Here is a 22385-nt window from a genome sequence, read left to right on the forward strand (position 1 = left end):
ATTTAAGCTCAATGAACCTGCAACATGAGACGCATACAAGCGGACTCAATACCTAAATGGCAGACGTATGGAGACTTAATTTACGGAGCTGGACAAGATGAATTCGAGACCTGTTGGATGTAAACAAGCCCCAAGAAAGTTGGCTTTGCTAAAGTTCACTCTTCTTTCATTCAAATAACTCAGGTCATAGATTCCTAATTTTTCAAAATCAGGTGAACCGACCAATTTTGCATGACTGAGGTTTGCGTGTGTAAGATTGGCATTGCTGAAATCGGCTCCTCTCAAATCAGCATAGCTGAGGTCGGCTCCAAAAAGATTGGCTCCCTTCAAATCGGCGGCACAAAGATCCGCCCCAGAGAGATTAGCTCCATGAAGGTTTGCGTCGTTAAGATCTGCAAAGCGCAAACTGGCGTGATGGAGATTTGCATGACTGAGGTTGACTCCACTTAAACTCCCTCGAAACAAAAGACCGCAATCAATAACACATACCCCAAAGTCTGCTCTTGCGAGGTTTGCTCCACTCAAATTAGCTCCACTAAACTCCACTGACGCCAAAAACAGCCCATCACTAAGGTTAGCATGGCTCAGATTGGCTCCACTTAAGTCTGCAATGCTAAAATCAACACCACTTAAGTCTGCGTTGTTAAAATTCGCGTTTCGCAGTTCGGCTTCGTAAATTTTGACTCCTTTAAGATTTGCATGACTGAAGTTTATACCATCTAAGATAGTCGAAAATTCAATATTACTTAAGTCTGGTTTAATTTCAGGATTTTTTTCCCTCCATTCATTCCAAGCTTGGACACCGGACGAAATCAAAGCCAACAATTTATGACTTACCATTACAAGTTTACGTTAAGCTTCTTTAAAGATGAAATCTGAAAAATTTACTCCTTTTTGGTAGAAGGCAAAACAAATCCCTGTTTATCGTTAATTAGCTTTAATTCCTGCTGCTTTCATTTCGAGATCAAAAGCTCAGCAGTTTAGTTTTGTTTTTCTGTTTGTTTCTGCACAACCAGTTGCACTGCTAACGCCAACAATCCTATTGTTACCATGCCAAAGACTCCACTCCCTAAAGCAGTTACACCTATAACCAAAGTCCGGACAGCAGAAGCAATATTGGCCGCTAATTGGCTGTTTGATGCAATGGGTTTATTGGCATAGGTTGTAGCTATGGCAACCATTAGAGAGTACAATCCATAGGTTAATACCCCTGAAATCAAGGCTCCTATTATGCAGCGTAAAGGTGTTGCCGATACTTGCGCTTGAGAGTCTGTTTGTTGCGCGATCTTTTGGTCTGCCATAATCAGTTATTGGTTATTAGTTATCAGTTTAGCCGTAGTTAACGATTTACTGTTAACTGTACTCCATGTGTAATGGTTTGAGTAACGAATAATTCTAAATCCTTGTCAGGAATAGTTTCTCTAACACGAGTTTTCACTTGTTCCGCCTGCTGTTGAGATTCACAAATCCCAAACACGGTTGGACCAGAACCAGACATCATTGTTCCTAAAACCCCAGCAGCTGCAAATGTTTCTCGTAGTTGCAAGACTTGCGGATACTCTGGCAACACTACACGCTCTAAATCGTTGTGCAGCTTTTCGGCAATTTCTTTTGGATCTCTATTTACTATAGCTTTTACCATCGATCCGGAATGAACTGCCGCCGCACGGGCTGCCAAGCTTTCTGTATCTCTGAGATAAGTTTCCCCAAATTGCTGTCGATAGGTTTTGTATGCCCAAGCGGTAGAAACTTCTAGGCTGCGGTATTTCCCCAATACTATATATATGTTATCTAAAGCATTCAGTGGCGAAAGTTGCTCGCCTCTGCCTGTTGCGATCGCAGTCCCTCCCCCCACACAAAATGGTATATCCGAACCTAGTAGAGATCCAAGTTGCTCTAATTCTGTGAGAGTCAGACCTAAGTTCCACAGTAAATCTATTCCTACCAATACAGCTGCTGCATTTGCCGAACCTCCTGCTAACCCTGCGGCTATAGGGATCCGCTTTTGAATGTTAATGTCTACACCACCATATTTTGCGTAGGCTACTGGAAATTTTACTGTCATTAATTCAGCAGCACGGTATGCTAAATTACCTCTGTCCGTTGGTAATTCTGGATAGTTACAGCGAAGGCGGATGGCATCAATACTGCCTGCTTGTAAATGAATTTCATCTGCAAGGTCAATACTCTGGAGTATCATAACTAACTCGTGATACCCATCAGAGCGATCGCCAATAATTTCTAGATATAAGTTGATTTTGGCAGGGGCTATTAAGGTGTAACTACGCATACGTAAAGTTAAGAGCTAGGAGTTAGGAGTTGATCTTCAGCGCTAGATAAATAACAAACTCATTATGTCAGGCATTTACGTTTTTAGACCAAATGTAAATTATTTCTTGACACGACCGCTTCTTTAGTTCTAATATTACAACTACCTTAAAAAAGGAAAATTTTATCTTTCTGTTGCTAGCTGCGTACCGCACTCCTGATTTACAAAATAAAGTATTAGCAAGTTGTTATCTTGAAAAATTAATGACTCCTTACTTTTTCAAGCTAGTCCAAGAAAACGAGAACCTTTATCAAGCAGAACTGCTTAGGTATGGTGTGGAACAGAAGTTAGCATCTGAAGCGGCTAAGATTCTGGCGTCTGAAAAACCAGATGAACTCCTTAGTTCAGAAGAGTTGAGCGCGATTGTAGAAGCTTGTGAACAGTGGTCAACTCAATATTTGTACCGTAATGGGGGTCTACGAGAGAATCTGCATTTTCAATGAATTGTAAAGAAAAATAAATTCTAAATCACTATACTTTTGTCTCACGCAAAGGCGCAAAAGCAAAATTGTTGCAGAGAAGAATACATTAAAAATCTTTGAAGTGTAAAGGTTTCAAGAAAATTTTTCCCGATCTTGACAATTGCACTAATTTATGAATAAGATGCAAAAAAATTTGAGTAGCGATTACAGATAAAACCTCCTAGCACACGAATGAAATTACACTGGTTCGTATTAAACCTCACCACTATTGTATTGCTATGTTCTCCAGCAAAAGCAACTCTATCACAATCTACGTATAGTAACCAATCAAGAGCGATCGCTCAGGGTAAATACTCTAATAGCATTGCAGGTAATAATTATTCAAAAGAATTAACTAATTTACCGGAAATTGAATTTATTGCCCCAAAATCTGAAACTAATTCTGTAAATCTAGGCGATCGCGCTTCATTTGCAGAAATTGTTCCTTTAGGCAAAGAAATGTCAACGCTCAATTCTCAAATTCGAGCTTTAATGGAGCGTTACAGTTTTCTCCTCCCAGGAATGTTTTTCTTAGATTTACAAACTGGTGATTATTTGAATATTAATGGAGACAAAGCATTTCCAGCAGCTAGCACCATTAAATTCCCAATTTTGATAGCGTTATTTCAGGAAATAGAAGCTGGTAGAGTGCGTCTTGATGAACCTGTGGTTATGCGACAGGACTTAGTTGCTGGTGGTTCCGGAGATATGCAAAGTAAATCTGTTGGTAGTCGATTTACCATCTTGCAAACTGCAACTAAGATGATGACTATCAGTGATAATACCGCCACAAATATGATTATTGACCGTTTGGGTGGTAAGGCGGTACTAAATCAGCGTTTTCACAGTTGGGGATTGCAAAATACTACAATTCGCAATCTTCTAGCAGACGTTAACGGTACTAATACCACCAGTGCAAAAGACTTAGTGAAATTGTCTGCCCTAGTTACCAACAATCAATTAATCAATGACACCAGTCGTTCTCAAGTTTTGGAGATGATGCGTCATTGCCACAACCAAAGTATGCTTCCATCTGGTTTGGGTTCTGGTGCTATCATTGCCCACAAAACTGGAACGCTGAGATTTGTGCTTGGAGATGCAGGGATTATTCAGACACCAAGTGGAAAAATATACTTAGCAGGTATTTTGGTCAGAAGACCCAATCATGACTCCAGAGCAACAGAGTTTATTCGTCGAGTTTCCCAATTTGTGTATGAATACGAAAGTCATTCACAAGTAACAAGTTTGCCATAAACAGTGACCTGTGACCAGTGACCAGTAACCAGTGACCAGTACGTAGTAAGTAGAGGTGTAAGTTTACGTCGAACTCAAGTTTATTTTATTTGCTAATGTCACCCATTGTTCGACACTGAGTTCTTCTGCTCGAACTTGGGGATTTACGTCTAATTCTTCTAGCAACGTGGTTAAGTCATCGCGTTCTATAACTGATTGCAAATTATTTCGTAACATTTTGCGTTTTGCCCCAAAGCCCAACTTAACGAGTGTTTCTAACTTCCGTACATCCAAGGCTTGTGGTTCAAATTTACGGGGAACGAGGCGTACAACGGCTGAATCTACCTTTGGTGGTGGGTAAAATGCTCCCGCCGGAACCGTACAAATTAACTCAGCTTCTGCCAAATACTGGACTCTGACAGTCAGTGCTCCAAAAGCTTTTGACCCTGCTTTTGTTGTCAGTCTTTCTGCAACTTCTTTTTGTACCAGCAGCACAATTAAATCGTAGGGTTGAGGATTTGGGTTGGCTATTGTACCCAGCAATTTCTCAATAATCAGTCCTGTAATATTGTAGGGAATGTTGGCAACAACTTTGTTTTGGTTTTGAAATGCCGGAGATGATTTCAGCAGGGGTAGTAAATCTAGTTCAAGAAAATCCCCTTGTAGGAGTAAGAAATTTTCTTGATTTCCAAGCTCCTTAACCAAGCGCTTGCACAAGTCGCGATCGATCTCAACCGCTAACAAGGATTGTACTTCTGGTAAGAGGCGGCGAGTGAGAATACCTGTTCCCGGACCAATTTCCAAAACGCGATCGCAATTTTGTAGTTGTGCAGCCCGAACGATTTCGTTGAGGGCTTTATCGCTTTTTAGCCAATGCTGGGCAAAGGACTTGCGCGGTGCTATCTTTTGAAAGTCTTTACTAACCATTTTCATATCACTTATGTCATTTGTCATTGGTCACTGGTCATTGGTCACTGGTCACTGGTCACTGGTCACTGGTCACTGGTCACTGGTTATTTGTATCAAATTTCTTGCCTGTTGGGCGATCGCCTGCCAATTCCTTGCCTCTACAAACTTTTTAGGAAATAATTGACTGCTTAAACCAACAGCGATCGCACCTGCTTGTAAAAATTCCTGGGCATTTTCTAGAGTAATGCCACCTGTTGGAATCAGGGGAATATGACCTAAAGGACCTTGCAAACTTTTTATATAGCGAACACCTCCCAATGCTTCTACAGGAAACACTTTGACACAACTTGCGCCACTAGCCCAAGCGGTGACGATTTCTGTAGGAGAAAGCGCTCCCGGTACAATTGGGACATCAACAGCAACAGCGGCTTGAATCATTACTAAGTCAACGTGAGGAGTAAAGAGAAACTGCGCTCCTGCTCCAATAGCTTCTTGCATATGCTTGATATTTAATAATGTACCAGTGCCAATGAAGCAGTTAGGTAATTGTACTCTTAATTGACCAATCAGTTCAGCAGCACGATGGCTATTCCACGTAATTTCAATTAACTTGACTCCCTCAGATGCTACTGCTAAAGCCATTTGGTAGCCCAATGAAATTTCTGGAGCACGGATGACTGCGATCGCTTTATGTTCTTTTAGTTGTGATAGCCAAACTTGATTGGACATTTTTTTAGAATTTTAGATTAAGGCTAAAAACAATTAGTATTACTTATGATATTAAAATTCATATACGTTCTTTCCTGAGACTGATTTCTTCTTCTTATAAAAAGATAGCATAGCATCCTCTTCTATCTTTGGATATAAATATCGATGACTTCAAAATAATTAATAATTCTTTTCTAGGAATTCATAACTTTTGACTGCTGAAGCGTCAATTAAATTAAGTCGTCAGCAAGAGGGAAATTTTTCAATTTATTTTTACTCTACTAATTAGACGTTCTTAGTGCAGTAATAATATTATGCCTCTTTACAAGATTGCAGACTTCGATCCAAACTACAGAGATACTTTTGGCGGCGATGATGTTAAAGCTTTGGATCTCTATACCGAAGGTGGGACGAAAATTGGCTCTGTTGACGATGTGTTGGTAGATCCTGATGGTCGTTTTCGCTATCTCGTTATAGATACCGCATACGATTTTTCTAGCAAAAAGATTCTCTTACCAATTGGTCTTGCCCGTATTGATTATAATGCCAAGCGGGTTTTTGTAGATGGACTGAGCAAAGAGCAAGTACAACGTTTACCAGAATACAGAGAAAACTTGACGGTTGATTACGATTACGAAGAACAGGTGCGTAAGGCTTATCGTCCTCTATCTAGTACTACAAACCACAATCGCGATACCTACGACTACCAGCAAGACTCTGCGCTGTACAATTTAAACAACCAAAAGCAAGAAACATTCAGATTGTATGAAGAACGGTTAATTGCCAATAAGAACCGCGTTAAAACAGGCGAAGTTGCAGTTGGCAAACATATTGAAACTGAAACAGCAAGAGTTTCAGTACCCATTGAAAAAGAGCGAGTTGTAATTGAGCGTGTCAATCCTACAGATACAGGAACAGCAGTCAATCCTAGCAATTTACAGTTTCAGGAAGGAGAAGTTGCACGTATAGAAATCTACGAAGAAACACCTGATATTCATAAAGAAGCGTTTGTCCGCGAGGAAGTTCGAGTTAGAAAAGTTGTAGACCGAGACACTGTTGAAGCGCAAGAAACCATTCGTCGTGAAGAATTAGATATTCGGACTGAGGGAGATTTATTAACCAATAAATCGGATATAAATTCAAGCGATCGGATATAAGTTAGTAATTGTTAGTTGTTAGTTGTTAGTTTTTAGTTTTTAGTTGTAAAGACTATGATTTACTACTACGACGATGACTAACAACTATCCACTATCTACTATCTAATAACAACTATCCAATAACAAATTAAAATTCATTCGTAGGAGAGATGGCTAATAAGACTTATTTTTTTACCATTAAGTAACTAAGAGATGAAAATAGTTGGAGGGTAACGAGTATGCCTCTTTATAAAATATCTGATTTCGATCCAAATTATAAAGACACATTTGATGGCGATGACATCAAAGGAATGAGTGTCTATGAAGAAGCAAGCGACCAGAAAATTGGTACAGTTAGCGATGTTTTAGTTGAAGATGAAGGTCGTTTTCGCTATTTAGTTCTTGACTTAGGTTTTTGGATTTTTGGTAAGAAAGTACTGCTTCCTATTGGTCGTACTCGCATTGATTACAATACAAATCGTGTCTATGCAGTTGGAATGACTAGAGAGCAAGCAGATAATTTGCCAGAGTTCAACGAACGTGACACTGTTGACTACGATTATGAAGAGCGTGTACGCAACGTTTATCGTAATCCTGTAAATACTAATAGACCTGTAGAAGCATCTGCTCCTCTGGAAACATCCACTCCTTTAGAAGCATCTGCTCCACTAGATGCTAATTATGCGGCTGCATCTGCAATCAATCAGCCTGTAACTACAGCTAATACCCCCAGATACGATCGCGATACATACCGTTACGACACTGAACCATCTTTGTACGAGACAAACGATCGCGATCATCAAACTCTGAGACTGTACGAAGAACGATTAATTGCTAATAAAAGACGTATCAAATCTGGTGAAGTATCTATTGGCAAGCACATCGAAACTGAAACAGCAAGAGTTGCAGTTCCAGTAGAGAAAGAAAGAGTGGTTGTTGAGCGAGTGACTCCAACAGATGCAGGTAGAGCGGTTACTCCTGGCGAAGCTAACTTCCGTGAAGGAGAAGTGGCTCGTATGGAAATCTACGAAGAAACTCCTGACATCCGCAAGGAAACTGTTGTACGTGAAGAAGTCAGAGTTAGAAAAGTTGTAGACCGCGATACTGTAGAAGAACAAGATACAATTCGTCGCGAAGAATTAGATGTTAACGCTCCTGGTCTCCCAATTGACGAGCGCTAATCACTTGTGTTTTTACCTCTAGTTGAAAAGACTAGAACGGTCAGATCCCCAACTTCTCCAAGAAGTCGGGGATCTTAGAGCTTGTTAAAGCAACAAATTCTTAATATTCTTAAGAAAAACCATGAATAATACAATGCCTAGTATAGGTAATAAAAATCCTAGCAAAATTGCCAGAATTAGTACTATGCTGGAAAGCTTGCGCCAAAAAGTACATAAATTTACCGTTATAGATAGGCAACATCAGCTAGTAGGTGAAGTAAAAGATTTAATTATTGATGTCAATCGTCAAATTAGTTTCGTTGTAGGTATATCTCAAAATTTTGACGAGAATAATCAAATGTTTTTACTAAGTAGTAAGTTAGTAGAAAAAATTGATTCTCTAACTAAATCAATTTTTTTAAAAGTAAAAAAAAATGAAATAAAATATTTTTTGGAAACCACCTTAGATAAAGAAAGCAAAGTAAATACAATGGAAGAAAATTTAAAAAAATTAGAAGAAAATCCACAAGATACTTCACAAATATTAGACAAGATAGTAAATACAAATGATGGTGATAGAACTTCTGTAGACGAGATAGTTCGTTTACTTGGAGAACGCGTAATCATAGATCGCAGCAAAAGAAAAGTTGGTGAAGTGATTGTTCGCAAGCAAATAGAAACCCGAATGGTACAAGTACCTGTTCGGAGTGAAAAATTAATTGTGGAACAAGTTAGCCCAGAGCGCAAACAGCTTGCAGAAATAGATTTGAGACAAGGGGAAATATCGGCAGAATTGGAATTTCTTGAAGTAGATAACGCTCACCAAATTGATAGTTATGATGGTAGTTTAACAGTCAGTGGTGAATTTAGTTCTCCTAAAATTGCCAGTTTACTTTTAAATGCGATCGCTCTCGAACGTAACCACGGCTGTAAAGCAGTCAGAGTCACTATCGTTGTGGAAGATGAAGAACACCAGCAAACCTATCAAGAGTGGTTTGCCCGCACGTCAAAAAGTTCGTCAAAAAGTTAATGATACTAGCAATGCATACTTATAACGCTTAGAGCTAACAGGGTTATCTGTAGAAGTTACAGGTAACTCAATTTTATGAGAGCGAATCAACTAGGTGGACTTTAGCTCTACTTGTTGAGAAATGATATCCCTGCGGCTACAATCAAGAGAAACACGTCTGAGCGCAAGGAAAATGTCGGAAGAAGCCAAAGCCTTGAACGACGAGGGACACCCCATTAAATTAACTGACGTAACCAGAATAGAACCTCTCGATTTATCTCCTATCAATGTTAGAGAAATTTGTGGGGATGATAGAAAACTGCGGCTAAAAATGCATCTTGTGTTGACGCCCGAAATGGATGAAGAAAGTAAGCAACTCTTGGTTGTAGAAGAACCTCAGATCGGTCTTCACGTATTTGCGTACACTCGCGATGAACTCATCCACGAGATTAATGACCAAATATTCATGATGTGGGACGAGTACGCAAATGCTGATGTGGATGAATTGGAGTTGGATGCGCGACAATTACGAGAATCACTACTAGAAAAGTTAACAGCTTCTTGTGGGACAGCTTCTTGTGGGACAGCTTCTTGTGGGACAGCTTCTTGTGGGACAGCTTCTTGTGGGACAGCTTCTTGTGGGACGGGCATCCTGCCCGTCATTAATTAATATATTCCCACAGACAAATTTTTAACACGATAATCGTCCTTAAGATTGCCTACAGTTTAAACCTCTAGACAGGTCATTATGATGTTAAGAGAGGCTATTATCAAAATATAAATATTGAGTTCTTTTAAAAAGAATTGATAGGGTAGGTAAAAGATGAATCAGTCTGTGGAATTATCTCTAGAACAACAATTCAACCTAAGAATTTTTGAAGACTCTGTACGACAAATGTCCCGCGAACAAGCACAGAATTTTCTAATTGAGCTACACGAGCACATGATGCTTAAAGATAATATGTACAAGACTTTGCTAAAGCAAGATTGGGGAATTAATGCAGACCAAATGTCTGTGTAAAGAAAGTTCGCTTTGTTTTTAAGAAGTAAATTGAATTCATAAATAACGTAAACAGCAATGAAACCGCAACAAAACCTTGACGAAGTAACACTATACCTGACACAAACTTTGAGTGGATATGAAGTGATCCCAGCAAAATGGGGATGGCATATTCATAAAAGAGATATGTATTGTGGATATCTAGAATATCAAGATGCAAAAGGATGGAAAGGGAATGCTTTTAATTCCTTACCGGCAAAAATCAAAGAGCAACTTAAACGGTTTGTACTTTCAGCGTCTGCTCCCATATATCAAGTGATGGGTTAAAAGAACCCCGGTTTCTTCAAGAAACCGGGGTTCCAATTTTGTCAGGTTTCTAATTTTGTCACTGGTCACTGGTCACTGTACCGCAGGTTCCAGCATCCGAATTGTTCCAGCATCAGCATCTATTTCCACATCTAAACCAAGAGGTAATGTCAGCACATTTTCAAGATGCCCGATCGCAGCACCTGACCATGCAGGAATGCCTAAAGGTTTAATATGATCCCATAAAACCTCTTCAAAGGTCAAAGAGCCATAGTCAGCATCAGGCAAACAATCGGAACATTGCCCAAAAACAAAACCCGCCAGTTTATCAAATAAACCTGCTATTTTTAACTGAGTCATCATCCGATCTATACGGTATACATTTTCGTTCAAATCCTCTAAAAATAAAATAGCACCATTGAGATTTGGTAAGTAAGGAGAGCCTACAATCGCTGACAAAACTGAAAGATTACCTCCAATTAGCTTGCCTTTAGCTTTACCAGAAGATATAGTTTGGACTCGGTACTTAACCTGCATCAATCGGTCAGAATCACCGCCGTCTTTTTCATTTTTAAAGGTGACAGTTTCACCATTAAACAAAACGCGACGAAAACATTCTGTTTGAGTCGTTCTCCAAGAACTTAGCCCGTTGGGACCGTGAAATGTCACAAGATTAGTTTTCGCATTCAAGCCCAGAATTAATGATGTGATATCACTAAAACCCACGACAATTTTGGGATTTTTGCGAATGCGATCGTAATCCAGATAAGGCAACATCCGGCTGCATCCCCACCCACCACGAATTGGCAAAATAGCTGCTACAGAAGGATCGCCAAAAAATTGATTGATGTCAGCAGCACGGTCTTTGTCTTTACCTGCTAAATAACCATACCGTTCTAGAACATGAGGTGCGAGTCGGGGAACTAATCCTAAAGCTTTGACTGCATCTATAACAATATTAAGTTGTTCGCGAACAAATGTAGCACCAGCAGGGCTGACTATTCCCACGACAGATCCGGGTTGCAAGCGTTTGGGTTTTAACAGTGGTTGACTAGCTGCTCTCCCCAACTTTAACGGAGAGGCTAATACAGAAGAACTCGCAGCTAGTCCAATCAGAAAGTTACGGCGATCTATCATAAGAATTTTTGTATGAAATCGAGAGACTCGATTTATGACAAAGAACGCTATGTAGAGTCTGCAATAATTCTTCAGCCAGGTAAGGCTTGGAAATAAATGCTTTCACTCCAGTAGTCCCTGCTAATTTATCACCAGATAAACCGCTTACAGCAACAATCACAGCATTTGAATTCAGTTTTTGTATTGTGCGAATAGTGACTGCACCATCCATCAATGGCATCATCATATCCACTAACACCAAGTTGATTTCATGTTTGTGTTGGGCATAAAGCGCGATCGCGTCAATCCCATTGCCAGCTGTTAACACTTTGTAATTGTAAGCTTCCAATGAGATTTTGGTGGTCTCTAGAATATTGATTTCGTCATCTACAACGAGAATTAATTCTCCATTTCCTTTTGGTAATTCGAGATCTTCCACAAGCGGGGTTGCGGTTACTGCTACTGCAGGCAAGAATACCTTAAACTCAGTTCCTTCGCCGATCTTACTATCTACGGTGACAAAACCACTATGACTTTTAATGATACCCCTCACGGTTGAAAGACCCAGTCCTGTTCCTTTGCCAAACTCTTTTGTAGTAAAGAAAGGCTCGAATATTCTGTCTGCAATTTCTGATGACATCCCAATTCCTGTATCAGTCACCGCGATCGCAACGTAAGGTCCAACACTTGCTTCCAAATGAATGCGAGCGTAATGTTCATCAATAAATTGGTTTTCGGCGGTAAAACTCAGAATACCTCCATCCGGCATAGCATCACGAGCGTTTACAATTAAGTTCATCAGAACTTGATGCAGGTGTGTTGCATCCCCAAAAACAGCCCAAAGGTCTGGTTTTACGCTTGTATAAAATTCAATAGATTTGGGAAACGTTTCTCGAACGATCTGCTCAATTTCCAAGAACAAAGAGCCAATTTGCACAATTGTACGCTTGCCTTCAACTCCGCGTGCAAATTGCAGCACTTGTTTGACCAACGCTGCACCTCGTCTGGTGTTATTTTCGATAATTTTTAGGACTTGCAGGTTCCGCTCATCAAGATGGGGCAGTTTCATCTGTAGCAGTTGTGCTGAAGCTAAGATGGGAGTAAATATATTATTCAGGTCGTGGGCAATACCACCTGCAAGCGTTCCAATGCTTTCCAGTCTTTGAGCGCGTAACAATTGGCTTTCTAGTTGTTTTTTCTCTGTGATGTCAGTGTTAACTATAAGAATCGACTTGGGTTGCCCATCTTTATCGCGTATCAGCGTCCAACGGCTAGCAACAATAAGGCGTTGACCTTTTTTATGAACCTGATTTAATTCACCTTGCCAAGTGCCACTTTCAGTTAGTTTTTTTTTAATTTCTTGAAGTTGAGGTAAAGTTTCTATTTGATACAAAAGCTCATTGGCATTTTTACCTATTACTTCTACTGCTGTCCACCCGTACAACTGTTCTGCACCTTTGTTCCAATAATGAATTTCATTATTTAAGCCTCGAACCAGAATTGCATCTGTGGTGATATCCAACAAAGCAGCTTGTTCGTGAATTTTCTGTTCTGCTTGTTTGCGCTCAGAAATTTCTTCTTCCAAACGCAAATTTTGCTGCTGAAGTGTCTTCGTTAGATTCCGAAGTCTTAAATGGAGTTCGATCCGGGCTAAAACCTCTTCATGCATGAGCGGTTTAGTGATGTAATCCACCGCACCAAGGCTCAAACCTTTGACCTTATCTAGTGCTTCAGACAGTGCAGTCATAAAAATTATAGGAATGTCTTTTGTTGATGAATTGGCTTTTAAACGACGGCAAGTTTCAAAGCCATCCATTCCTGGCATAAGGATGTCTAAGAGAATGAGATCGGGTGGAGCATACTCTGCTCTTTCGATAGCACTCTCACCATCTTCAGCAATCAAAACCGTAAATCCAGAGTTGGATAGTAAATCAAACAGTATTTCTAAATTAGTGGGTGTGTCATCGACAATTAAGATCGCACCCTTATCAGTTGAATCTTTGTCCTTTGTCATTTGTTATTTGTATTTGTTAAGAGTTTCTTTATCCCTAATGTCCAATGCGATTATTTCCTGTGACCTCCACTTTAAAAGTTATACTGTCTTTCCATCCTAAATTGTTCTTCTTAAATTTTTGGTATACGATCAATTTTTTACATTTACTTCAAATACATAATAAATGATGTAACTAAAAGTAAAGTTACATTATTGACTGAGGCTACAAGATCCCTAACTTCTTAAAATCTTTTGGGTGCTTGCTTTTTTCGCCATCAAACCGACAGGGCTGTATAAAGCTTTGAGAAATCCACAGAACCTGCTTAATACATAATATGCGTAATTTGTCAATACCGTCTACTCGACCGGCGCTCTAGGTAATGCAGGTATTTCTGAATTGGCGAGTGGAGGCAAATAATTATCATCCAGCACCATCCAAACTGGATGGGACGAGTTTGGAATGATACCTTTTTGGACTTTCATCCTTACAAGAACCTCACTCTCTCTGATTACATTGTATTTTATATACTACAAAACGGCGAAATGCGAAAACAGCGTAGTCATAAAACTTAATATCAGCTACGCTGTTGTTGTTGTTATTATTTAAAATTTAATAAGAGATAAGGGTAGACTTTATCGAGCGGCTGGGGCTAACTGGGCAGTCGTCAATAATTGCACTAAACTGAGGTTCAAAGGTGTTTGAGCGATCGCTTTCGCATAAGATGCACTATAAAAAGGCCGTTTTTAAGTTTACAGTTACCGATTTTTTTCTTGATTATTTGTGTTTTAAACATACATTATTTGGTAGCGTTTTACAGAAAGTCGGCGCTCAAGCCCACTCCGTGACTGGGGTGGGATGAGCTTAACAGAAAATTGCTGTAACTTATTGCTGATAGCCAAGCATAAGAGAAGTGATATTCTCCTTCAATTGATTGATTGCACCAATATTTGTAATCAGTTCCGCGACCGTGGAACTTCGTTGACCCGTCAGGGTCATCTGACCGTTGTAAACAAAGGTGTAAGCTGTTCTTTCGGGAAATGTGTTAATTTGCTTGATGTACTTCGGCTGTGAATTGACTGTTGAGGTGTACTCAGGAGAAGCAAAGAAGTTAGCCATATCCAAGGGACTAGAGAAGGCAATTTCAAAAGCAGCCTGATATTGCTTCTCTAAAGGTTCAACATGAATAACCCCCGGTGCATCTGGTCTGGAATTGTCTACTTCTTCAAACAGATGCAGTCGGAACTTGAGAACTGAATCACTCTTGACAATAGCAGGAGCAAAGTTGTCTGTCATGTATTTGCGAAAAGCTACCACACTCACGCCATCTGTTTTTTTGACCATGACATGAAACTTTAAAATTCCTAACTCTCCGTTGGGGTCACCTGTGGAGATACCATCTATATAAGTTTGAGAATTGCCAGGACTGGTATTGTATCCAATTGCTTTGCTGAAGATGTTGTATTCGTCATCCATCAGAATGGCTGCGGCATTGAACCAAGTCTGACGGTCAATAACTGTTGCAAAGGTTAATTCGGCAATGCCATCGAACTGGTCTGATTCTGGGCAGTTATAATCTATGCCATCTAGAGTGGGCCACATACCGCCTTCATTATGAGCTAGGTGGAATTGCCAGTATTGGTATTGACCTGGCAATCTAGCACAGACTGGTCCATGTACATTGCGCCAGTAGTCATCAAACATCTGTAAGGTAATACCTTTTCTTTTCCACAGAAGAACGTAAAAGACTACTTTTCCATTACGATCGCGAGATGCATAGTTGACTTTTGTTGTTTTCTGGCTGATGGTTTTCATGGCTAATAACTACAATGTTTCGATTTTGTATTTGTCAGCAACTTTGAGCATTTTTTTTGATTTGATCTACAGGCATTCAGGGATGTTGGCGTATTCTTCTACTGCCGTCAAGGTTGTAGCTAAAAATACCGCTATAACTTTAATTGAGTTTCATCAAGCGACTGAGGGACGGCTTTGATACAAATCTTGAACGACTTGGACAGCAGAGACTATAGCTACAAGCCCGATTACCACAACGGGCAACAAATTTGTGCCAGCTATGGCAAGTACAACAAGGACAACCGCAGAGCGAAGGCGAAACCTAGAACGGACTTTGCAGTAGCGTATAACCCCAGTACGATGCAGAAGAGCTAAAGCCAGCAAGCACAGGGCTACTGCGCCACAAAGAAGCACACGCTCTGGAGCAGGCAGCGCTACACTAGGCTCACTGGATACAATGTGTTCCACGCCAACTCCGGTAGCAGTAAGTCCAATAACCAGCGGTAAATGCCCGTAAAGCCAGATTTGATAAACCCCGATTCGACCAGTTGCACCGACAGACCGTAAAGCTGAGCTACCGATGTTCTCAAAATAGATCCACCACAAGCTAAAAGCGATGCTAAAGCCGAATACTGCGGCAATCGCGCTCTTACCATCCCATTTCTGATTGGAAAGACCATCGACCACCGCTACGATCGCCTCGCCCAGGACAATAATGGTAAACAGCCCGAAACGCTCCGGTAAGTGTTCGACGTGGTGGGTTAACCCTAGCTGCAAGCGTTTTGCACTGAGCGGCGTAGCGAAATCCACGATTAATCCCAACGCCCAAAAGCCGAAACGCAATGGAACAGGTATAAATACTGATATCAGCCAGAAGGCGGCTGCGATCGCAAAACCCTGTGCGTAACGAGTTGCCAGTGGACGCGCTAGGGGAATATGCCTTGCAGCACGCAGATATTCGATGACAAGCACGACCCTCCCAGCAGCATAGGAAAGGGCAAAGCCATTTGAACTTTCGCCCAAGCCGTGGTGTATGTTCACCGCTAAGGCGACGATCGCGATCATTTGCACACCAATCAGCAACCGATGACCTATGTCATCGATATCAAATCGGTTGGAATAGAATGTAGTACCAATCCATGCCCACCAAATTGGCATAAACAGAAACACAAAGCCGAAAAATCCTGATAGAGAGATATTTTCGCTAAGGTTGTGGGCGACTTGTGAAACCGCTACCACAAACACTAAATCATAGAAAAGTTCAAGCCAAGTAGCGTGACCGTTTTCTTCTTCGCTTTCTGCACCAATGCGTAGGCGAGGAGGTTGCAACCAGGTTTTCACTTGTAAAGCCTCGGATTTTTTTAGATATAACTTAATAGCCTATGGTAAATACACAAAGGTTTTGTCGGTATAACACCAGCCCCAATTCTCACCAGGCTCGAAAGACTTTATGAGGGGATGACCGGTGCTGTGGAAGTGCTTGGTGGCATGCTTGTTCTTAGAAGAGTCGCAGCAACCAATGTGCCCGCAAATGAGGCACAACCGTAGATGTACCCAAGTGTCTTTACTTGCCAAGCATTCCTCACAACCATTCGCGCTGGGTATGACTGTTTGTAGCTGATTGAGATGTGTACACTCCATTGTCATTCTCCTTTATGCGCTTGCTTCAGAAAGCGCTGCTTCACTTTTAGATCTGTTCATTTCTTGGAACGAGCGGATGGGTAGACCAATCTGAAAGCGTGTATCGCCCGGTTTTGAAAAGCAGCGAATGTCTCCGCTATGCTGACCCACTACAATCCGATAAGCAATCTCCAGACCTAGCCCCGTCCCTGCACCGATACCCTTAGTTGTGAAAAACGGATCGAAGATTCGGGATTGAATTTCAGGGGGAATGCCTGGTCCGTTATCCACAATCTCTACCATAATGCAATCTTTCTGACTAAAAGTACGCACCCAAATCGTACCCCCCTCGCCCAAGGCGTCGATGGCGTTGTCAATCAAATTCGTCCATACTTGATTCAGAGCACTTCCGTATGCTTCAATGGTTGGCAGGTTTTGCTCGTATTCACGTATTACCTGGATACGGTGTTTTCTGAGCTTATAGCTCAAAATGGTGAGTGTGTTCTCGATCCCTTCATGAACAACTACCTCCTTTAGTGGAGACTGATCCATGTACGAATATGCCTTGACAGCATTGACAAGCTCGGAAATGCGAGTAACGCCCTGATCGAGAACATTCACCACACTTGCTACAGCTAGCGTTGCCTCTAGCCAAGTCAGTACACCGCTGAGTCCATTGGCACTCACCTGCTTGCCAATCACTTCTAACTGCTGAGTGTTAACTCCAGCCGCAACCAGGGTTGGAACAAGTTTCCACCCATCGGCAACACCATGTGTCTCCAGCCAGTCCGTTAGTTCATCTTCTAAATCCATCTGAACCGAAGGATCGAATTCGCCCGGTTGAGCGGTCTGCTCAATAGCTTTACGCTTGATCTCCAAGAGGTACTCTAGTTGGTCTGGGGTGAGGTGTTGCTTAATAGACTCAAGCGAGAGGTTGTGCAAGATATTCACCGTATCATGCAACTGTCCGGTAGCCCGACGTGCCGCTGCTGTTGGATTACCCAGTTCATGGGCAAGACCAGCTGCTAACGTACCTAAGGAAATGAGCTTATCGTGTTGCTGAGACAACATCTGTAACTCTTGCATTCGGTTTGCCATAAAACCGAGAACAGCTTGTCTCACCGATGGGCAGAACATGAGCATCTGCCAAAACTCTTCCTCGTGTAAACAATACACATGACATTGACCTACTGCTTGCCCGCTTGCAAGATGAAGTGTGCCAGCCAGGAGAGGGACTTCACCAAAAAACGTACCAGCCTCGTAAGTGGCTAAAACGACCTCTTGGTTACTAATCTCTCGTGTTAGCCGGATTGCTCCTTCAAATACCACGTAAAAGCATTTCGCGGGCTCTCCTTGCTTGAAGAGCAAATCTCCTGGATTCAGCCGGATGTGAGTACCGTTCATCAAACACATCAGTTGATTCTCGGTCAAGTTTTTGAACAGGGGTATTTTATGCAACAACTCAAGCATGACTAGAACCTAAAGTGTTTTTATGATACTCAATGTATGACTAGAACTTATACCATTTCTCCATGAAGATGCATTTAATAGCTTGCTTACGCAGGTTTTGTTTGTATAGCCTCAGTGCGTGAAAACTGAGAGGGATTAAAGTGCAAGGTCATAGAGAATTGGTATTAGAGCGTTTTTACAAGGATGAGAGATATTGATGTATGAATTGAATGGCGATCGAACCCTCACCTACCGCTGAAGCAACTCGTTTCACTGACTGATAGCGCACGTCACCTACCGCAAAAATTCCTGGTAAATTAGTTTCGAGAAGATACGGAGACCGAGGCAGTGTCCATCCTCGGGGATACATTTCACCATGCAAAACGTCAGACCCGGTCAGGATGTATCCTTTTGAATCTCTTTCTACAATATCTTGCAACCAGTTGGTACGCGGCATTGCACCGATAAAGGTGAAAAGGGCGCAGGCGGGGACAGTTTCGACCTCACTAGTGGTTGAGTTAGTAATGGTTATCGCCTCAAGCTTGTCTTTGCCGAACACTTCAGTAACTTCCGTTAATACCCTTACCACGATATTGTTTGTCTCTTCGATCTGATCGATCAAATACTTAGACATACTTTTCTTGAGTGAGTCCCCACGTACAAGAAGGGTAACTGAGCGAGCGTATTTAGAAAGGTGCATAGCAGCCTGTCCAGCCGAATTGCCAGCCCCAATAATAAATACGTCTTCGCCTTTGTAGCCAATTGCTTCGGTCATTGCTGCTCCGTAGTAAATGCCAGCACCTGTTAGCTTGTCGCTACCAAGTACGTTAAGCTTGCGATACGATACACCAGTTGCAATAATTAGCGTGTGACTGCTTAGTTCTGAGCCATCTGCTAGGGTCACGTATCGATATTGACCATCTACACGAAGACTAGTTACTTCCTGCGGTGTAAGAATTTCTACTCCGAACTTTTGAGCCTGTGCGACAGCACGCCTAGCTAAATCTCCCCCACTTAATCCAATTGGGAAACCAAGATAATTCTCAATCCGGGAACTGGTTCCCGCCTGTCCTCCTGGAGCCTCTTTTTCAACTATGATAGTGTCCAACCCTTCAGAAGCAGCATACACTGCGGCAGCTAGACCAGCCGGACCAGCACCCACAATGATCACATCGTAAAACGGCATGATGGCGCGCGTTTTCAGCCCAATTTTCTCAGCTATTTGGATGTTCGTTGGCTGTAGAAGATGTGAGCCATCGGGAAAAAGCAACAGCGGTAATATTAGTTCATCAGGGTTAGCGTCCATAGACAACTTGCGCCCCTCTTCTGACTCAATGTCTAGCCACTGATAAGGAATATGATGGCGGGCCAAAAAATCTTTAGCTTGGTGCGTTTTAGGTGACCATCGGTCGCCAATCACGCGAACCCCTTCAAACAATGGGAGAAACGTTTTCTTCCAAATCTCAAGTAAATCGTTAAGCACGGGGAACAAACCCTGTTCCGGGGGAGTCCACGGCTTCATCAAGTAATAATCAATCTTGGCCTTATTGATAGCACGGATAGCCTCATCGGTGTCTGCATACGCCGTAAGTAAGGCGCGTTTGGCGTCAGGGAAGAGTTCCATCGCCTGTTCAAGGAACTCCACACCAGTCATGTTCGGCATCCGTTGATCCACTAGAAACAGCGCTACTGGCTGGTTACGCAGTTTCAATTTTTTCAGTGCCTCCAGGGCCGCTTTGCCAGAGTTTGCACGCAGCACCCGGAAGTTTTCGCCGTATTCACGGCGTAAATCGCGCTCGATCGCCCGTAGAACTTCTGGATCGTCGTCTATTGTAATTAGAACAGGCTTAGCCATAATATCCTCATTCGCTAACGTAGCGAGCAAATCAATGCTCTTTCCGTGCCTTACCTACAGCTTGCTGCCAGTAGACGGAAATCCTAACCTTTTCGTGTAGGCTATTAACCTTAACTACACGCTGGCTAGTTCGACTGATTCATATTTATCTACCATCGTGATGCCTTCGCAGAATGCACTCATTCTGAGGAAGTGCTCTACCTGCACTTGTGCGCCGACTACATACAATTCCACATTAGAACCCAGTTTTTGCTTGATGAAAATGAGGGCTCGCATACCAGCAGTGGTTATACATTCTAAGTCTTGTAGCAGTAGGACGAGGCGTAGTAATGGCTTTTCTGTTGCTTTAGCTAACTCTTCCTGAAGACGTACCACACCATCTGCATCCAGTAAACCGGTTAAAGATATCTTGGCAGTACCTTCAGTAATTTCTAGCAGTGTTGCGTCAAAAAATACCTGAGTGGGGAGAAGTCTTACTCGAACCTTCAATTCGTCTTGAGAAGATGGCAGTTTGACTGTTAAGCTTTCAGCGTCAAAATCGGAATGCTTTTGCCCGTTGATCCATACTTCGCCAATCCGCACGCTGCCAGGTGGCAGGATATCTGGTGCAACCCGCAGGATGTTGTCCTTAAAGCCACCTGGCTTTGGCTTGAAGTACAAATCCATTGGCTGCTTAGTGATTAACAAGTTCGTATAAACTGTAGCTAAGTAAGCTAACTCGAAGGAGTGATAACCGCTCATCGAGTGGCTGCCTTTAGCTCGCTCCGTTCCCAACAAGTAGGGAAGCCCATTTGCCAAAACATTAAAGTAAACACCGCCAGCCTCATTATCAAGAAACCAAGCGTTATAAAAAGCTGCCGATTCCCTTGCTGACTGTTGATATTCAGGTTTATCTAATGAACCAGCCAGGATGAGGTAAGCTAAGATAGCCTGTTCCTGCTGCCACCAAGCCTTCCGGTCATGCCAGACAAAGCGGTTGACCTCTTGTCCTGGTTCTAGTATGCGCTCTACGACGTCGTACCATCCTCCACGCTGTTGGTCGCTGCCAACTGTAGGCATGATTTCTGCAATCTTTTCGGCTAGGGCGACATACTTTTCTTTTGGTTTCAGGTGATTCATCCGCATCAGGTTCCAGGCAATTTTAAGGTTGTGACCTACGACGGCTCGGTTCTGCTGCCATCCCCAAGTTGTGTCGTGGCTCCAATCCTCATAAAAACGTTCTTGAACGAATGGGCTATGGTTGTAATCTGGGAAGCGCTTTTCAATGGTGTCAAACGTGTACTCAAGGAAATTAGCGTATTTTTCCTCGCCAGTTGCTAACCATAGATTAATCAAATAAGCTGGAGCGTGGTCACCTACCGAATTCCAGTTCTTTTTAGCGCGATTATGACCCAAAGACGGAGAGTGAGCGCTGAGAGTAATCGGGTCAATGTGTGAGAAAAATCCTCCTTTATCCGTTTTGTCCTCGAAATACTTGTTAAATAGATTGACGGTCAACTCGATATCGTTCATGATACGTGGATCGCCCGTCACCCGATATGTTTGAGTAGGACCAGCCAGCGCGTAAATCTGCTCGTAAGCTGGAATAGCATCATAATCATCCCCAAATTCTGAGGAAAATATTTTTTGCTCGCTACCATCAGGTTTCACGTCAACAGCGTGGTACCAATAGCAAATCCCTTCGCCTTCATCCAGAAAACGCATATGTTGGCGAAGGTATTCGGTGCCTTTTTCAGCAGCCTCTAGGTAACGGTCATCCCCAGTCATCATGTAAGCTGTTGCAAAACCATAAACCAGGCGGGAAATGGTGTCTGTTTCTTGACGATTACTATCTTCTTTGGAACCAACCAAGCCGATACCAGTGCGATATTTCCGATAATCAATTTCACCATCTTCAAACTGGGCTTTTAGGTAAAAATTGGCAAGGCTTTGTATCTGCTTGACCCACCAATCTTGCCTTTCAAAAAGATACTCATTCTCTGTCCTGCCCAGAAGAATTATGTGTTTGGCTTCAAAGTTGTGCTGACCCGCGTCAAAATAGAAAATGCCATACACAAAAAGATACCGATTTGGAACAAGCATTGCTGCCATCTGGCTGGTGCAATCGTAGTAAGGTTCTCCTAAATTGCGTACCAATTCAGCATAGGTGGTTGGCGTTAATGCTATTTTAAAGTTCCTTCCGTCTGATGTTTTGAGACCGAAAGAGCCATAAGCTCCTTGGTGGGGGTTGAAATCAATGACATACCCAGCAAGCATATCTGAAAACGAAAAATCTATGTTAGCCATTAAATCTCCTCCTAGAAGTGAAG

General features: G+C 42.0%; 21 protein-coding genes. 8 read left to right on the plus strand and 13 right to left on the minus strand.

All coding sequences use genetic code 11. The annotated features are described in order from the left end of the window. Positions 1-75: 75 nt before the first annotated feature. From WA1_RS24840 to ispE, 3 genes are all read right to left on the minus strand, one after another. On the minus strand, positions 76-840 hold the full coding sequence (locus WA1_RS24840) for a pentapeptide repeat-containing protein (protein ID WP_017739820.1): 765 nt from the start codon (positions 838-840) through the stop codon (positions 76-78). A gap of 140 nt (positions 841-980) precedes the next feature. Next, positions 981-1301 (minus strand): DUF3082 domain-containing protein, encoded by a 321-nt coding sequence (locus WA1_RS24845; RefSeq protein ID WP_017739819.1) that lies wholly within the window; start codon positions 1299-1301, stop codon positions 981-983. 38 nt (positions 1302-1339) lie between these two features. Continuing rightward, positions 1340-2290: a 4-(cytidine 5'-diphospho)-2-C-methyl-D-erythritol kinase gene (gene ispE, locus WA1_RS24850; RefSeq protein WP_017739818.1), complete on the minus strand. Its 951-nt coding sequence runs from the start codon at positions 2288-2290 to the stop codon at positions 1340-1342. A gap of 173 nt (positions 2291-2463) precedes the next feature. Here ispE and WA1_RS24855 point away from each other — a divergent pair, with 173 nt between their 5' ends. Both WA1_RS24855 and WA1_RS24860 read left to right on the plus strand, forming a co-directional pair. Further along, complete coding sequence (locus WA1_RS24855) at positions 2464-2772, plus strand: hypothetical protein (protein ID WP_017739817.1); 309 nt, start codon at positions 2464-2466, stop codon at positions 2770-2772. Between the two features lie 210 nt (positions 2773-2982). Next, positions 2983-4044, plus strand: a complete 1062-nt coding sequence (locus WA1_RS24860) for a serine hydrolase (protein WP_017739816.1) — start codon at positions 2983-2985, stop codon at positions 4042-4044. 63 nt (positions 4045-4107) lie between these two features. On the opposite strand, the gene rsmA is transcribed toward WA1_RS24860, so the two are convergent. Continuing rightward, positions 4108-4950: a 16S rRNA (adenine(1518)-N(6)/adenine(1519)-N(6))-dimethyltransferase RsmA gene (gene rsmA, locus WA1_RS24865; protein ID WP_017739815.1), complete on the minus strand. Its 843-nt coding sequence runs from the start codon at positions 4948-4950 to the stop codon at positions 4108-4110. 72 nt (positions 4951-5022) lie between these two features. Beyond that, the gene (locus WA1_RS24870; protein WP_017739814.1) at positions 5023-5661 is read right to left on the minus strand and encodes a bifunctional 4-hydroxy-2-oxoglutarate aldolase/2-dehydro-3-deoxy-phosphogluconate aldolase; all 639 of its coding nucleotides are present in this window, start codon (positions 5659-5661) and stop codon (positions 5023-5025) included. 293 nt (positions 5662-5954) lie between these two features. On the opposite strand from WA1_RS24870, the gene WA1_RS24875 reads away from it, so the two are divergent. From WA1_RS24875 to WA1_RS24900, 6 genes are all read left to right on the plus strand, one after another. After that, positions 5955-6797, plus strand: a complete 843-nt coding sequence (locus WA1_RS24875) for a DUF2382 domain-containing protein (RefSeq protein WP_017739813.1) — start codon at positions 5955-5957, stop codon at positions 6795-6797. A gap of 218 nt (positions 6798-7015) precedes the next feature. Then, complete coding sequence (locus WA1_RS24880) at positions 7016-7957, plus strand: DUF2382 domain-containing protein (protein WP_017739812.1); 942 nt, start codon at positions 7016-7018, stop codon at positions 7955-7957. A gap of 121 nt (positions 7958-8078) precedes the next feature. After that, positions 8079-8966 (plus strand): DUF2382 domain-containing protein, encoded by an 888-nt coding sequence (locus WA1_RS24885; protein ID WP_017739811.1) that lies wholly within the window; start codon positions 8079-8081, stop codon positions 8964-8966. A gap of 172 nt (positions 8967-9138) precedes the next feature. Then, a complete protein-coding gene (locus WA1_RS58205; RefSeq protein WP_017739810.1) occupies positions 9139-9615 on the plus strand; it encodes a hypothetical protein in 477 nt (158 codons plus the stop codon). A gap of 153 nt (positions 9616-9768) precedes the next feature. Next, on the plus strand, positions 9769-9966 hold the full coding sequence (locus tag WA1_RS24895; RefSeq protein ID WP_017739809.1) for an NblA/ycf18 family protein: 198 nt from the start codon (positions 9769-9771) through the stop codon (positions 9964-9966). A gap of 57 nt (positions 9967-10023) precedes the next feature. Next, positions 10024-10272, plus strand: coding sequence for a hypothetical protein (locus WA1_RS24900; RefSeq protein ID WP_017739808.1), 249 nt, complete (start codon positions 10024-10026; stop codon positions 10270-10272). Positions 10273-10344: 72 nt separating this feature from the next. Here WA1_RS24900 and WA1_RS24905 read toward each other — a convergent pair whose 3' ends face one another. From WA1_RS24905 to WA1_RS24935, 8 genes are all read right to left on the minus strand, one after another. Then, positions 10345-11388, minus strand: coding sequence for a S66 peptidase family protein (locus tag WA1_RS24905; protein ID WP_017739807.1), 1044 nt, complete (start codon positions 11386-11388; stop codon positions 10345-10347). After that, entirely contained in the window at positions 11372-13381 is a 2010-nt protein-coding gene (locus WA1_RS24910; protein WP_017739806.1) for an ATP-binding response regulator, read from the minus strand. The genes WA1_RS24905 and WA1_RS24910 overlap by 17 nt, the downstream gene beginning before the upstream one ends. A gap of 862 nt (positions 13382-14243) precedes the next feature. Next, the gene (locus tag WA1_RS24915; protein ID WP_017739805.1) at positions 14244-15173 is read right to left on the minus strand and encodes an EthD domain-containing protein; all 930 of its coding nucleotides are present in this window, start codon (positions 15171-15173) and stop codon (positions 14244-14246) included. Positions 15174-15326: 153 nt separating this feature from the next. Further along, entirely contained in the window at positions 15327-16493 is a 1167-nt protein-coding gene (locus tag WA1_RS24920; protein WP_017739804.1) for a low temperature requirement protein A, read from the minus strand. A 39-nt stretch (positions 16494-16532) separates the two neighbouring features. After that, a complete protein-coding gene (locus WA1_RS53205; protein ID WP_201789119.1) occupies positions 16533-16793 on the minus strand; it encodes a ubiquitin carboxyl-terminal hydrolase 14 in 261 nt (86 codons plus the stop codon). 12 nt (positions 16794-16805) lie between these two features. After that, positions 16806-18242 carry an ATP-binding protein gene (locus WA1_RS24925; protein WP_017739803.1) on the minus strand — a complete coding sequence of 479 codons (1437 nt, stop codon included), beginning with the start codon at positions 18240-18242 and terminating at the stop codon, positions 16806-16808. 175 nt (positions 18243-18417) lie between these two features. Continuing rightward, complete coding sequence (locus WA1_RS24930) at positions 18418-20076, minus strand: response regulator (protein ID WP_017739802.1); 1659 nt, start codon at positions 20074-20076, stop codon at positions 18418-18420. 114 nt (positions 20077-20190) lie between these two features. After that, complete coding sequence (locus tag WA1_RS24935; RefSeq protein WP_017739801.1) at positions 20191-22362, minus strand: AGE family epimerase/isomerase; 2172 nt, start codon at positions 22360-22362, stop codon at positions 20191-20193. Positions 22363-22385 lie beyond the last annotated feature (23 nt).

Origin of the sequence: Scytonema hofmannii PCC 7110 (assembly GCF_000346485.2) — a bacterium.
Taxonomy (GTDB): domain Bacteria; phylum Cyanobacteriota; class Cyanobacteriia; order Cyanobacteriales; family Nostocaceae; genus Scytonema; species Scytonema hofmannii.

Coding starts and splice junctions, on each gene's coding strand:
- WA1_RS24840 (WP_017739820.1), bottom strand. CDS start 840: ATGGTAAGTCATAAATTGTTGGCTTTGATTTCGTCCGGTGTCCAAGCT.
- WA1_RS24845 (WP_017739819.1), bottom strand. CDS start 1,301: ATGGCAGACCAAAAGATCGCGCAACAAACAGACTCTCAAGCGCAAGTA.
- ispE (WP_017739818.1), bottom strand. CDS start 2,290: ATGCGTAGTTACACCTTAATAGCCCCTGCCAAAATCAACTTATATCTA.
- WA1_RS24860 (WP_017739816.1), top strand. CDS start 2,983: ATGAAATTACACTGGTTCGTATTAAACCTCACCACTATTGTATTGCTA.
- rsmA (WP_017739815.1), bottom strand. CDS start 4,950: ATGGTTAGTAAAGACTTTCAAAAGATAGCACCGCGCAAGTCCTTTGCC.
- WA1_RS24870 (WP_017739814.1), bottom strand. CDS start 5,661: ATGTCCAATCAAGTTTGGCTATCACAACTAAAAGAACATAAAGCGATC.
- WA1_RS24875 (WP_017739813.1), top strand. CDS start 5,955: ATGCCTCTTTACAAGATTGCAGACTTCGATCCAAACTACAGAGATACT.
- WA1_RS24880 (WP_017739812.1), top strand. CDS start 7,016: ATGCCTCTTTATAAAATATCTGATTTCGATCCAAATTATAAAGACACA.
- WA1_RS24885 (WP_017739811.1), top strand. CDS start 8,079: ATGAATAATACAATGCCTAGTATAGGTAATAAAAATCCTAGCAAAATT.
- WA1_RS58205 (WP_017739810.1), top strand. CDS start 9,139: ATGTCGGAAGAAGCCAAAGCCTTGAACGACGAGGGACACCCCATTAAA.
- WA1_RS24895 (WP_017739809.1), top strand. CDS start 9,769: ATGAATCAGTCTGTGGAATTATCTCTAGAACAACAATTCAACCTAAGA.
- WA1_RS24900 (WP_017739808.1), top strand. CDS start 10,024: ATGAAACCGCAACAAAACCTTGACGAAGTAACACTATACCTGACACAA.
- WA1_RS24905 (WP_017739807.1), bottom strand. CDS start 11,388: ATGATAGATCGCCGTAACTTTCTGATTGGACTAGCTGCGAGTTCTTCT.
- WA1_RS24910 (WP_017739806.1), bottom strand. CDS start 13,381: ATGACAAAGGACAAAGATTCAACTGATAAGGGTGCGATCTTAATTGTC.
- WA1_RS24915 (WP_017739805.1), bottom strand. CDS start 15,173: ATGAAAACCATCAGCCAGAAAACAACAAAAGTCAACTATGCATCTCGC.
- WA1_RS53205 (WP_201789119.1), bottom strand. CDS start 16,793: ATGGAGTGTACACATCTCAATCAGCTACAAACAGTCATACCCAGCGCG.
- WA1_RS24925 (WP_017739803.1), bottom strand. CDS start 18,242: ATGCTTGAGTTGTTGCATAAAATACCCCTGTTCAAAAACTTGACCGAG.
- WA1_RS24930 (WP_017739802.1), bottom strand. CDS start 20,076: ATGGCTAAGCCTGTTCTAATTACAATAGACGACGATCCAGAAGTTCTA.
- WA1_RS24935 (WP_017739801.1), bottom strand. CDS start 22,362: ATGGCTAACATAGATTTTTCGTTTTCAGATATGCTTGCTGGGTATGTC.